The 12,749-nt window shown below is 54.3% G+C and carries 13 protein-coding genes; 8 read left to right on the top strand and 5 right to left on the bottom strand.

Going from position 1 to position 12,749, the window contains the following annotated elements; genetic code table 11:
* The first annotated feature begins 34 nt into the window (after positions 1-34).
* The gene (fadD, locus tag QLG07_RS07495) at positions 35-1,720 is read left to right on the top strand and encodes a long-chain-fatty-acid--CoA ligase FadD (protein WP_133623769.1); all 1,686 of its coding nucleotides are present in this window, start codon (positions 35-37) and stop codon (positions 1,718-1,720) included.
* Positions 1,721-1,840: 120 nt separating this feature from the next.
* The gene (gene rnd / locus QLG07_RS07490; RefSeq protein ID WP_282468937.1) at positions 1,841-2,950 is read left to right on the top strand and encodes a ribonuclease D; all 1,110 of its coding nucleotides are present in this window, start codon (positions 1,841-1,843) and stop codon (positions 2,948-2,950) included.
* Positions 2,951-3,009: 59 nt separating this feature from the next.
* On the opposite strand, the gene minE is transcribed toward rnd, so the two are convergent.
* From minE to minC, 3 genes are read right to left on the bottom strand one after another with little or no spacing between them, the layout of a single operon-like run.
* On the bottom strand, positions 3,010-3,291 hold the full coding sequence (gene minE, locus QLG07_RS07485) for a cell division topological specificity factor MinE (RefSeq protein ID WP_099753633.1): 282 nt from the start codon (positions 3,289-3,291) through the stop codon (positions 3,010-3,012).
* Between the two features lie 3 nt (positions 3,292-3,294).
* Positions 3,295-4,107 (bottom strand): septum site-determining protein MinD, encoded by an 813-nt coding sequence (gene minD, locus QLG07_RS07480; RefSeq protein WP_048915883.1) that lies wholly within the window; start codon positions 4,105-4,107, stop codon positions 3,295-3,297.
* 42 nt (positions 4,108-4,149) lie between these two features.
* Positions 4,150-4,851, bottom strand: a complete 702-nt coding sequence (gene minC / locus QLG07_RS07475) for a septum site-determining protein MinC (RefSeq protein ID WP_048915884.1) — start codon at positions 4,849-4,851, stop codon at positions 4,150-4,152.
* A gap of 155 nt (positions 4,852-5,006) precedes the next feature.
* Between minC and QLG07_RS07470 the strand changes: the two genes are divergently transcribed.
* From QLG07_RS07470 to QLG07_RS07455, 4 genes are all read left to right on the top strand, one after another.
* Positions 5,007-5,282: a YcgL domain-containing protein gene (locus QLG07_RS07470; protein ID WP_133623768.1), complete on the top strand. Its 276-nt coding sequence runs from the start codon at positions 5,007-5,009 to the stop codon at positions 5,280-5,282.
* Positions 5,283-5,373: 91 nt separating this feature from the next.
* Complete coding sequence (locus QLG07_RS07465) at positions 5,374-6,471, top strand: lytic murein transglycosylase (RefSeq protein WP_048915886.1); 1,098 nt, start codon at positions 5,374-5,376, stop codon at positions 6,469-6,471.
* A gap of 69 nt (positions 6,472-6,540) precedes the next feature.
* Positions 6,541-7,200 carry a fumarylacetoacetate hydrolase family protein gene (locus tag QLG07_RS07460; RefSeq protein WP_048915887.1) on the top strand — a complete coding sequence of 220 codons (660 nt, stop codon included), beginning with the start codon at positions 6,541-6,543 and terminating at the stop codon, positions 7,198-7,200.
* 82 nt (positions 7,201-7,282) lie between these two features.
* Complete coding sequence (locus QLG07_RS07455) at positions 7,283-7,732, top strand: YcgN family cysteine cluster protein (protein WP_048915888.1); 450 nt, start codon at positions 7,283-7,285, stop codon at positions 7,730-7,732.
* A gap of 47 nt (positions 7,733-7,779) precedes the next feature.
* Here the strand turns inward: QLG07_RS07455 and dsbB are convergent, their stop codons facing one another.
* Positions 7,780-8,310 (bottom strand): disulfide bond formation protein DsbB, encoded by a 531-nt coding sequence (gene dsbB, locus QLG07_RS07450; protein ID WP_048915889.1) that lies wholly within the window; start codon positions 8,308-8,310, stop codon positions 7,780-7,782.
* 308 nt (positions 8,311-8,618) lie between these two features.
* Here dsbB and fadR point away from each other — a divergent pair, with 308 nt between their 5' ends.
* Positions 8,619-9,338 carry a fatty acid metabolism transcriptional regulator FadR gene (gene fadR / locus QLG07_RS07445; protein WP_048915890.1) on the top strand — a complete coding sequence of 240 codons (720 nt, stop codon included), beginning with the start codon at positions 8,619-8,621 and terminating at the stop codon, positions 9,336-9,338.
* Between the two features lie 46 nt (positions 9,339-9,384).
* Here the strand turns inward: fadR and QLG07_RS07440 are convergent, their stop codons facing one another.
* Positions 9,385-10,923 carry a SpoVR family protein gene (locus QLG07_RS07440; protein ID WP_282468891.1) on the bottom strand — a complete coding sequence of 513 codons (1,539 nt, stop codon included), beginning with the start codon at positions 10,921-10,923 and terminating at the stop codon, positions 9,385-9,387.
* A gap of 522 nt (positions 10,924-11,445) precedes the next feature.
* Between QLG07_RS07440 and QLG07_RS07435 the strand changes: the two genes are divergently transcribed.
* The gene (locus QLG07_RS07435; RefSeq protein WP_282468890.1) at positions 11,446-12,747 is read left to right on the top strand and encodes a D-amino acid dehydrogenase; all 1,302 of its coding nucleotides are present in this window, start codon (positions 11,446-11,448) and stop codon (positions 12,745-12,747) included.
* Positions 12,748-12,749 lie beyond the last annotated feature (2 nt).

Genomic DNA, 12,749 nt, shown 5'->3' with positions numbered 1-12,749 from the left:
GATGACAACAAATAATAATTTTCGAGGTGATTCCTTGCATAAGGTTTGGCTAAACCGCTACCCCGCTGATGTACCTGCTGATATTAACCCCGATCGCTACCGGTCGCTGATCGAACTGTTTGAGCACGCGGCGCTGCGTTACGCTGAGCAAACGGCATTTATCAATATGGGGCAGAGCATGTCCTTCCGTCAGCTGGATGCGCGCAGCCGCGCATTTGCCGCCTATCTGCAACAGGGGTTGGGGCTGAAAAAGGGCGACCGCGTAGCGCTGATGATGCCAAACCTGCTGCAGTACCCGATTGCCCTGTTCGGCATCCTGCGTGCTGGCATGATTGTGGTGAACGTTAACCCGCTGTATACCCCGCGAGAGCTGGAACATCAGCTGAATGACAGCGGTGCCAGTGCGATTGTGATTGTCTCCAACTTTGCCCACACGCTGGAAAAAGTGGTGGCGAAAACCCAGGTTAAGCACGTGATCCTGACGCGCCTTGGCGACCAGCTCTCACCGGCCAAAGGTACGCTGGTCAATTTCGTCGTCAAATACATCAAAAAAATGGTGCCGAAATATTATCTCCCCGGAGCGATTTCGTTCCGTCAGGCGCTGCACAGCGGGGCGCAGCTGGAGTATGTTAAGCCGGAGATCATCAATGACGATCTCGCTTTCCTGCAATATACCGGCGGCACTACCGGTGTCGCCAAGGGCGCCATGCTGACGCACCGCAACATGCAGGCTAACCTTGAGCAGACCAAGGCGACCTATGGCTCGTTGCTTAAGGCGGGTGAACATACCGTGGTCACCGCGCTGCCGCTGTACCATATTTTCGCGCTGACGGTGAACTGCCTGCTGTTTATCGAGCTGGGCGGCGCTAACCTGCTGATCACCAACCCACGTGATATTCCGGGCCTGGTAAAAGAGCTGGCGAAATATCCCTTTACCGCGATCACCGGCGTTAACACGCTATTTAACGCGTTGCTTAACGATGCCGCGTTCAACCAGCTCGATTTCTCAACGCTGAGTTTATCCGCCGGTGGCGGCATGGCGGTGCAGAAGGCGGTGGCCGAGCGCTGGGAGAAGCTGACCGGCCATTATCTGCTGGAAGGTTACGGCCTGACAGAATGCTCCCCGCTGGTATCGGTCAACCCGTATGACATTACCTGCCATAACGGCAGCATTGGTTTACCGGTGCCCTCTACCGATATCATGCTGGTGGACGAAGCCGGGAATGAAGTGCCGGAAGGTGAACCGGGCGAACTCTGTATTAAAGGCCCGCAGGTGATGCTGGGATACTGGCAGCGCCCTGATGCAACCGATGAAGTTTTAAAAAATGGATGGCTTCGCAGCGGTGATATTGTTACCGTTGACCACGAAGGTTTCCTGCGTATTGTCGATCGTAAAAAAGATATGATTCTGGTTTCCGGTTTCAACGTTTATCCTAATGAGATCGAGGATGTGCTGATGCTGCACCCAAAAGTGCGCGAAGCAGCCGCCATTGGCGTGCCGAATGATGTCGCGGGTGAGATGGTGAAAATCTGCGTGGTGAAGAAGGATCCGTCACTGACGAAAGATGAACTGCTGGCTCACTGCAAGAAGCATCTGACAGGATATAAAATTCCTAAAATTGTTGAGTTCCGTGATGAGCTGCCGAAGACCAACGTCGGCAAAATACTGCGTCGCGAACTGCGCGAGGAAGCCATCAAGACGGCCCAGCCCACAGGCTGATCGCCAATGGCTTTTCCTGCTAACGTACAATGCCGGGTTACCCGGCATTTTTATTGTTAACGCCAGCTGACTACAGGGCAATGGCCCCTGTGGCGAGAGAATACAAATTTGAATTACACCATGATCACCACCAATGAGGCGCTGGCCGAGGTCTGCCTGCGCGCCCGTCAGGTTCCTGCGCTGGCTCTGGATACTGAATTCGTCCGTACCCGTACTTACTACCCACGTCTCGGTTTAATCCAGCTGTTCGACGGGGAGACTATTTCACTGATCGACCCGCTGCCGATCACCGACTGGACACCGTTCCGCGATCTGCTGGTCGATGCACAGTGCATCAAATTCCTGCATGCCGGGAGTGAAGACCTCGAAGTATTCCATCACGAGTTTGGCGTGCTGCCGCAGCCGATGATCGATACGCAGATCCTCGCTGCCTTTAGCGGCCGCCCGCTGTCGTGCGGCTTCGCGACGATCGTTGAGTCCTTTACCGGCATTGCGCTGGATAAAAGCGAGTCACGTACTGACTGGATAGCGCGCCCGCTAACCGAAAAACAGTGCCAGTACGCCGCTGCTGACGTGTTCTATCTGCTGCCGATTGCGCATAAGCTGATGGCAGAGACCGAAGCAGCAGGGCAGATGGACGCGGCGCTGGATGAGTGCCAGCTGCTGTGCAAGCGCCGCACTACGCTGCTTGACCCGCAGGATGCCTGGCGTGAAATCACCAATGCCTGGCAGCTGCGCCCACGTCAGCTGGCCGCGCTGCGCCTGTTGGCTGCCTGGCGGCTTGAGCTGGCACGCGAGAAAGATATGGCGGTTAACTTTGTGGTACGCGAAGAGAACCTGTGGAAAGTCGCCCGCTTTATGCCGGGTTCGCTGGGCGAGCTGGACCATCTGGGGCTGGCCGGGCAGGAGATCCGTTTCCACGGTAAAGCGCTGGTAGCGATGGTGGCGCAGGCCAATGCACTGAGCGAAGCAGAGCTACCGCAGCCGTTGCCAAATCTGGTTGACTATCCGAACTACAAGCAGGTTTTCAAAGGGTTAAAAGCCCTGGTGGCGGAGGCGGCAGAACAGCATGGCGTCAGTCAGGAACTGCTGGCATCGCGCCGTCAGATCAATCAGCTGCTGAGCTGGTACTGGAAATTGAAACCACAAACGACCAAGCCGGAGCTGGTGGATGGCTGGCGTGGGAAACTGCTGGAAAAGGGTATCAACGAACTGCTCGCGGCGTACTAAACGCGCGAAGAAATTTTCCCCTGCTGCGATAGCAGGGGAAAATCAGGAACGGTTGGGGATCATTTCGGTGTGTCTTCCGCTTCCGCTTCTGTCTCTGGCAGGGTGACGTTCAACTCAAGAATAGAGATGTCATCATCCTTTTGATCCAGCTTGACGCTCAGCATCTCTGGATCAATTTTCACGTATTTGCAGATCACTTCCAAAATGTCCCTTTTCAGCTGTGGCAGATAGTGGGGCTCACTGTCGCCCCTTCTGCGTTCCGCCACAATAATCTGCAGCCGCTCCTTGGCTATATTGGCTGTGCTCTTTTTACGGGATAAAAAGAAATCGAGTAAGGCCATGGTTTATCCCCCAAACAGGCGTTTCAGGAAACCCTTCTTCTCTTCTTCAATGAAGCGGAAGGGACGTTCTTCGCCGAGCAGACGGTCAACGGTATCGGCATAAGCTTTACCTGCGTCTGATTCAGCGTCCAGGATCACTGGCTCACCCTGGTTTGAGGCGCGCAGCACGGACTGGTCCTCCGGAATCACGCCGGCCAGTGGAATACGCAGAATTTCCAGTACGTCTTCCATGCTCAGCATGTCACCGCGGTTTACGCGGCCCGGGTTATAACGGGTCAGTAACAGATGCTCTTTAATCGGGTCCTGGCCGTTCTCCGCACGACGTGATTTGGAGGACAGGATTCCGAGAATACGGTCGGAGTCGCGCACTGACGACACTTCCGGATTGGTGGTGATGATCGCTTCGTCAGCGAAATAGAGCGCCATCAGGGCACCGGTTTCAATCCCCGCCGGGGAGTCACACACCACGAAATCGAACTCCATGTTGCCGAGGTCATTCAGCACTTTTTCCACGCCTTCGCGGGTCAGTGCATCTTTATCACGGGTTTGCGACGCTGGCAGAATAAACAGGTTTTCGGTGCGTTTATCTTTGATTAACGCCTGGTTCAGCGTGGCATCACCCTGAATCACGTTAACAAAGTCATAAACCACACGGCGTTCACAGCCCATAATCAAATCGAGGTTACGCAGACCGATATCGAAATCGATAACGACAGTTTTTTTACCTTTCTGCGCCAAACCGGTAGCGATGGCCGCGCTGGACGTGGTTTTACCAACGCCTCCCTTACCCGATGTAACAACAATAATGCGTGCCATATAGTAATTTCCTTAAGAAAAGAAAGGGCTCGTGAGCCTGGCTCAGTTCAATGTTTGTATAGTCAGGGCGCCATCTTTGAGACAAAGACGCGACGCTTTTCCGAAAAATTCAGCGGGGATCTGGTCCATAATCCAGTAGTTACCGGCTATGGAGACCAGTTCAGCTGATAAACTGGTACAAAAAATCTGGCAATTTTTATCGCCGGAGGCGCCAGCCAGCGCACGCCCACGCATCATGCCGTAAATATGGATATTGCCATCGGCGATCAGTTCAGCACCGGCGCTGACGCTGTTAGTGACGATAAGATCGCTGTTTTTGGCATAGATTTGCTGCCCGGAACGAACCGGTGTGGAGATAATCCGGGTTTTGGTGGCAGGTAGCTCAGTCGGGGCAACCGGCACCGGCAGTGCGGCTGCCTCAGCATTTTTCTTCTGCTCTTTGCCTTCGCTCAGGACGGGCAGGCCCGAGCGCGCAATCATGCGTTTTAACTGCTCATCCTTGCAGCCGCTGATGCCAACAATATGTAAGCCTGTCGCCACAATAGCCTGCTGCATCAGCCGCCAGTTAACTTCGCGCGAAAGCGACGAAACGTTGACGACCACGGGGGCATTCTTCAGAAAGGCCGGAGCCTGGCTGACCTTCTCCTCCAGTGCCCGACGCACGGTATCAGGATCGGTGTGGTGCAAATGAACGACCGACAGCGTAAAACTACTGCCCTTTAACTCGATTGGCGATTGTGACATCTGTCCCGCTCAGTCCTGTTATTTCTTACCCGGCTAAATCAACCCCACAAGACGGTGATTAATCAAAGCCGTGAATATTCCGAAGTTCTGCAAGCATGTTATAGTTACTGTAATATTCAGGCAAGCCACCATCCCGGTTAATTCGAGTAAAAAATATGTTTTGTGTGATCTACAGAAGTCCCCAGCGTGACCAGACTTATCTTTATGTCGAAAAAAAAGACGATTTCTCCCGCGTTCCCGAAGCCTTACTGAAAGGGTTCGGCAAACCGCAGCTGGCAATGCTGCTGCCGCTTGACGGCAGTAAGAAGCTGGTAGGTGCGGATATCGAGAAAGTGAAAGCGGCGCTGCGTGATGAAGGCTTTTATTTACAGATGCCGCCGCCGGTAGAAAGTCTGCTTAAGATGCACCTGGAAAATGATAAAAAAGTTTAATTAGGATTCATCTGCAAATATATCTCCACCGTTCAGAACCCCCCTGGATGTTTTAATTCGACGGTGGAGAGCGTAAAAAAAAGGATGCCGCATGAAGCTGTCAGCCCTGCACACTTTACTGTTCACCGTCGCCCTGGCTGGCTGTGCCGCCAGTAACCACGCCGCTCCGGCCCCCGAAACCTCAGAACCTGCAGCTAAACCTGCAGCCAGCCCCACACCTTCCGGTGGCTTCCTGAAGCCAACCCCGAGCAGTAGCACCCTGGCGCAACAGGGGCGGGATCCCGCAGAGTTCCCGGCCTACGTGGAGCAGCTTAAAGCCCAGGCCCGCCAGCAGGGAATCGACCAGGCCACTATCGATACGGCATTCACCGGCGTGCATTTTGTTGATCGGGTGATCAAATCCGACCGCGGGCAGCTCGAGAAAAAAATCACCCTTAACGACTACCTCAGCCGGGTGATCACCCAGGCGAAGATCGATAAAGGGCGCGAGAATCTGCAGCAGTATCAGAATCAGCTGCAGCCGATTGCTGCCGCTTCTGGCGTGCAGGCCAATTACATTGTGGCGCTGTGGGCTATGGAAAGTCAGTTCGGCAGCATCCAGGGCAAAGAGGAAGTGGTCTCCGCACTGTCAACGCTGGCATTTGAGGGCCGCCGCGAGGCGTTCTTTACCAAAGAGCTGATGGCGGCGCTAAAAATCATTCAGCAGCAGCAGATGTCCGCTGCCGATCTAAAGGGCTCGTGGGCCGGTGCGATGGGGCAGAGCCAGTTTATGCCAAGCTCTTTCCTGACTTATGGTAAAGACGGCGATGGCGATGGCAAAATCGATATCTGGAACAACCTTGATGATGTCTTTGCTTCCACCGCTAATTATCTGCAGCGTGAAGGCTGGCAGGCGGGCCAGCGCTGGGGCGTGGAAGTGACGCTGCCGGGCAACTTTGATGCGCAGCTGGCCGGGCTGAAAACGCCGCAGGCGAAAACCGTGGCGCAGTGGCAGCAGCTGGGCGTGCAGGCCAATAATCCCGATGCGGCCAGCAACGGCGCACAGCGGGCATGGATTGTGACCCCGGAAGATGGCGACGGCCGTTCATTCATGGTTTATGACAATTTCCGCACTCTGATGCACTGGAATCGATCCTATTATTTCGCTATCAGTATTGGCACCATGGCCGATGCACTTGCGGCACAGTAAGCACTAAACCCATCACGACGTGCGCTGGCACGATGTCGGCGCCGCTCACCAACCAGGCAGGGGAAGAGTATGTATCAGCATCACAACTGGCAGGGCGCACTGTTAGATTTTCCGGCAAGTAAGGTCGTGTGCGTGGGCAGTAACTACGCTAAACATATTAAAGAGATGGGCAGCGCTACGCCGACTGAGCCGGTACTGTTCATCAAGCCGGAAACTGCGCTGTGCGATATGCGCCAGCCGCTATCGATTCCGCAGGGGTTAGGCGCGGTGCATCACGAAGTTGAGCTGGCAGTGCTGATTGGCGCGACGCTGAAGCATGCAAGCGTTGAGCATGTGGCAAAGGCGATTGCCGGCTACGGCGTTGCGCTGGATTTAACCCTGCGTGACGTGCAGGCCGGGTGCAAGAAAGCCGGTCAACCCTGGGAAAAAGCCAAAGGCTTTGATAACTCCTGCCCGCTCTCCGGTTTTATTCCGGTCAGTGAGTTCAACGAAGATCCTCAGGACGTGGAACTGAAGCTGGTGGTCAACGGCGAAGTGCGCCAGCAGGGCAGCACCGCGGACATGATCCATAAAATTGTGCCGCTGATTGCCTACATGAGCCAGTTCTTCACCCTGCGTGCGGGCGACGTGATCCTGACCGGCACGCCAGAAGGGGTTGGCCCGATGGTTTCTGGCGATAAGCTGGAAGTCTCCCTGGGCGGAAGAGGGGTTGCCACTCGCGTCCTGTAATCACCCGCCAAGGCGACAACACTTGCAACTGAAGCCCAAACCCCTTATAAGGTTCGGGCTTTTACTTTTACTGGACGCTAACATGACTGAGACCCCTTTCTGGCAGCGTAAAACGCTGGAACAAATGAGCGACGAGGAATGGGAATCCTTATGTGATGGCTGCGGTCAGTGCTGCCTGAATAAGTTGCAGGATGCCGATACCGATGAAATCTACTTCACCAACGTCGCCTGTAATCAGCTGAACATCAAAACCTGCCAGTGCCGTAACTATGAAACCCGTTTCGAACTGGAGGAGGACTGCATCAAGCTGACGCGCGATAATCTGCCCACCTTCCAGTGGCTGCCGCCGAGCTGCGCCTATCGCGTGCTGGCTGAAGGCAAAACTCTGCCGCCGTGGCATCCACTGCGCAGCGGTTCACGTGCCGCAATGCATGCCGCGCGTATTTCGGTGCGCCACATTGCCGTGCATGAGAGCGAAGTCGTAGACTGGGAAGAGCACATCATTAACCGTCCGCGCTGGTACGGCAAGTAGTACAGAAGGCGGAGGAGCAGAGCCAGCGGACGCTGGCTCTGGCAAGCTTAACGTGAGAACAGATCGCGTCTCTTCGGTTTAAACGCCTGGGCAATCAGCACCAGCACGCCAACCAGCAGGTAAGCCGCAAAGATCCCCACCAGCCACTGCGGCATCCCCAGCGTCAGAAACGACCAGGATTTCTCCGCGCAGTCACCTGAGGCGACAAATACCGACGGCAGCCATTTATCCAGCGGCAGCCACGTCGGGAAGCGAGCAGCAAAATCACAGGTGACAAACGGTGACGGATGCAGCTGGATCATCGTGTGTTCCCACGCCAGACGCACCCCTTCCCAGGCACTGTACAGCCAGATGACAATTGCCACCCAGCGCAGCGGTGTTTTTGGTGCGATGGCACCGACAATCCCTGCACCCATAATGCCAAACAGCGCGCAACGTTCATAAATGCACATTACGCAGGGTTTCAGCAGCATCACGTGCTGAAAATAGAGCGCTGTCATCTCCAGGGCAAAAGCCGTTAGCGCCATTAAAAGCCAGGCACCCCGGCCATAAGAGCAGCGATTCAGGTATCTCAACATAAGTCTGTCCGTGTAGTAGGCGTTGAAACGGCAGTGTAAACGAAAAGCGCCAGCATGCCAGCCTGCGTGAGAAAAATTTAAGCGGGAAAATGACTTAAAATAAACCCGTTAGTAAAAAAGTGAAGTTTTCAGCTTTCGAAGCCGACACGGAAAAAGAAGCCGATAAAGCGCCATCCGTTACCGGAAAAGAATCTCTGATTTTTGCAGATGATCGCTTTTTCCCCGGTAGCCAGGCTAGGTGAAGCCTGGGGCGTCTGGTATGATGAGCTGAAATTTTGCAGTCCTGAACGCAACGGAAATAGAACGCTATGGTCATTAAAGCGCAGAGCCCTGCGGGTTTCGCTGAAGAGTATATTATTGAAAGTATCTGGAATAATCGTTTTGCTCCGGGTTCTATCCTGCCTGCAGAGCGTGAGCTCTCCGAACTGATTGGCGTTACCCGCACCACGTTGCGCGAAGTGCTTCAGCGCCTGGCGCGCGATGGCTGGCTGACCATTCAGCATGGTAAACCGACTAAGGTGAACAATTTTTGGGAAACTTCCGGGCTGAGTATTCTGGAAACCCTGGCCCGGCTTGACCATGACAGCGTGCCGCAGCTGATCGACAATCTGCTCTCCGTGCGCACCAATATCTCTTCAATCTTTATCCGCCGCGCTATCCGCACCTATCCGGAAAAAGCCCGCGAAGTGCTGGAAACGGCCAATCAGGTTGAGGACCAGGCCGAGGCGTATACCAACCTTGACTACAATATTTTCCGCGGGCTGGCCTTTGCTTCAGGCAACCCGATTTACGGTCTGATTCTTAATGGATTGAAAGGGCTGTATACCCGCGTTGGCCGCCACTACTTCTCTAATCCGGAAGCGCGCCGTCTGGCGCAGGCGTTCTATCAGCAGCTGCTGGAAATCCTGCAGACTAAAAACTATGAGCTGATTGTCGACAGCGTGCGTGACTACGGCCGCCGCAGCGGCGAAATCTGGCACGCCATGCAGATCAGCATGCCGACCGACCTGCCGCCGGCGCGTCGCTGAAATTAAAAGGGACGACCAAAAAAGCGGTCGTCCCCTACAATTGTCCTCAGATAGCTGTTCCGGCACGCGGCGGACAGCGGTCTAAAATTTCAACGCTGCCGTCATCGTTCTGCTGCTCGAGATTGACATCAAAGCCCCACAGGCGGTGTACGTGTTTCAACACTTCACGACGGCTCTTGTCGAGCGGTGCCCGGTTATGCGGCACATAGCGTAACGTCAGTGAGCGATCCCCACGTAAATCAACGTCATAAACCTGAATATTCGGCTCCAGATTGCTCAAGTTATATTGAGCGGACAGCTGCTGGCGAATAGCCCGATATCCGGCTTCATCATGGATAGCCGCAATCTCAAGGAAATTATTGCGGTCATCATCCATCACGGTAAACAGGCGGAAGTCACGCATCACTTTCGGTGACAGGAACTGGCTGATAAAGCTCTCATCCTTAAATTCGCGCATCGCGAAGTGCAGGGTATCCAGCCAGTTCGAACCGGCGATGTCCGGGAACCAGTAACGATCCTCCTCCGTCGGCTCTTCACAAATACGTTTGATATCCTGGAACATGGCAAAGCCCAGCGCATAGGGGTTGATGCCGTTGTACCACTGGCTGTTATACGGCGGCTGGAACACCACGTTGGTATGGCTGTGCAGGAACTCCAGCATAAAGCGCTCGGATACTTTGCCTTCATCGTACAGGTGATTAAGGATGGTGTAGTGCCAGAAGGTCGCCCAGCCCTCGTTCATAACCTGAGTCTGCTTTTGCGGATAGAAATACTGGCTTACTTTACGCACGATACGCAGGCACTCACGCTGCCACGGTTCGAGCAGCGGAGCATTCTTCTCCATAAAGTAGAGAATGTTCTCCTGCGGCTCCACCGGATAGCGGGTATTGGCGAAGTGGGTCTCTTCACGCTCGCGGCGCGGCAGGGTGCGCCACAGCATGTTAACCTGGCTTTGCAGATACTCCTCGCGGCTCTTCTGGCGGGCTTTCTCCTCCTGCAGCGAGATCTTCTGTGGGCGTTTGTAGCGGTCAACGCCGTAGTTCATCAACGCATGACAGGAGTCCAACAGCCGCTCGACCTGTTCCACCCCATAACGCTCTTCACACTGGGTAATATAGTTACGGGCAAAGATCAGATAGTCGACAATCGAGCTGGCATCGGTCCAGCTGCGGAACAGGTAGTTATTTTTGAAGAAGGAGTTGTGCCCATAACAGGCATGCGCCATAACCAGCGCCTGCATCGTCATGGTGTTTTCTTCCATCAGATAGGCGATGCAGGGATTGGAGTTAATGACGATCTCATACGCCAGACCCTGCTGCCCATGCTTGTAACGCTGCTCGGTCTCAATAAATTTCTTACCGAATGACCAGTGGGCGTAGTTGATTGGCATGCCGACGCTGGAGTAGGCGTCCATCATCTGTTCCGAGGTAATGACCTCGATTTGGTGCGGGTAGGTATCAAGGCGGTAAGATTTGGCGACGCGGTCAATCTCCTTGAGATACACATCAAGCAGGTCGAAGGTCCAGTCTGGTCCATCATCGAGTCGTTTGCTGTCCTTAATCGGAACGTCAAAGATCGTGGTCATAGCGCACCCCTTTTTATAAAACCGGTTTCTGGCGATACATCCGTAGCGGCAAAATGTCCGTTTTCATGTCAGCTTAACCCGCAGCAGTGCCGTGATGATAAGCCTGGAATTAAAACCAATATCTCAATGATAGTTCACTGTCTCTTATCCCTCTTGCGAAAACAATTGAAATTTTCGATACAAAATACAGCGTTGGGTTAAAAAAGGTTTTTACCTGAGGTTAAATGCAGGTTGAGGCTGTTTTTTTAGAATAATATACTGTTTATCGTGAAAAGTTATGACGGGGATCGTTTGTGCTGATGTTTGCGCAATTATGCTATTTATTGATTATTACCTGCTTAAAAAGTGTCTTTGTTAGAGTTTTCAACTGAAATGATGGCAGCATCTTGTTTTTATTTCGGCATCAGGTAAAAAATATGTGAAATTTATCAGTGGCAGGATGAAGTGCTCTCTGGTTTTTTCATCCAGTCGATAACTAAAAATCCAGTGCATTGTTCTTTTCTAATTCTCGGCGAGGTGGTTATGCGTGTTGTCATTCTGGGCAGTGGAGTGGTTGGCGTGGCGAGCGCCTGGTATCTGGCACAGGCCGGGCATCAGGTGACGGTTATCGACCGGCAGCCCGGCCCGGCACTTGAAACCAGCGCGGGTAATGCCGGGCAGATCTCGCCGGGCTATGCTGCCCCCTGGGCTGCGCCAGGCGTGCCGCTAAAAGCCATTAAATGGATGTTTCAGCGCCATGCTCCGCTGGCGATTCGTCTGGACGGAAGCCGTTTCCAGCTCGAGTGGATGTGGCAGATGCTGCGTAACTGCGATATGCGCCACTATCAACAAAATAAAAGCCGCATGGTGCGCATTGCCGAATACAGCCGGGACTGCCTGAAGGCGCTGCGCCAGCAAAAAGGCATTGCCTATGAAGGGCGCCAGGGCGGCACGCTGCAACTGTTCCGCACCGCCCAGCAGTACGAAAGCGCGGCCAAAGATATCGCCGTGCTGAAGGAGGCCGGCGTGCCTTACGAGCTGCTGGAAGCCGCGCAGCTGGCGCAGGCAGAACCGGCGCTGGCCGCCACGCAGCACAAGCTGACCGGCGGGCTGCGGTTACCTAATGATGAAACCGGTGACTGCCAGCTGTTTACCCAGCGGCTGGCTAAAATGGCTGCTGACGCTGGGGTAGAGTTCCGTTTTAATACCCCGGTTGACGGGTTACTCCAGGAAGGGAATAAGATTACCGGCGTGCAGTGTGGCGATGAGCGAGTGACGGCTGAGGCTTACGTCGTTGCGTTCGGATCGTATTCAACGGCACTGCTGGATGAGATCGTCAAAGTGCCTGTCTATCCGCTAAAAGGTTACTCGCTGACCATTCCAATTAAAGATGCAGATGCCGCGCCGGTCTCAACGGTGCTCGATGAAACCTACAAGGTGGCAATCACCCGATTTGACGACCGCATCCGTGTGGGCGGCATGGCGGAAATTGTCGGCTACAACACCAAACTACTGCCTGCGCGTCGCGGCACGCTGGAGATGGTGGTGCGCGATCTCTATCCGCAGGGTGGGCATATTGAGCAGGCGACGTTCTGGAGCGGGCTGCGCCCGATGACCCCGGACGGAACGCCGATTGTCGGCCGTACCCCATTGAAAAACCTGTTCCTTAATACCGGTCATGGTACTCTTGGCTGGACCATGGCATGCGGTTCTGGTCAGCTGCTGGCCGACATTATTTCCGGCCGTACGCCCGCGATTGCGGCTGACGATCTGTCCGTCATGCGCTATCTGCCGGGATATGCTCCGGCCGCAGCGACCACGCTGCACGGTGCCAATATTCGTTAATG

It is taken from the genome of Erwinia sp. V90_4 (assembly GCF_029967685.1).
Taxonomy (GTDB): domain Bacteria; phylum Pseudomonadota; class Gammaproteobacteria; order Enterobacterales; family Enterobacteriaceae; genus Erwinia; species Erwinia aphidicola.
The sequence above is the reverse complement of the archived record's forward strand: the minus strand, read 5'-3'. Positions and strand labels throughout refer to the sequence as shown.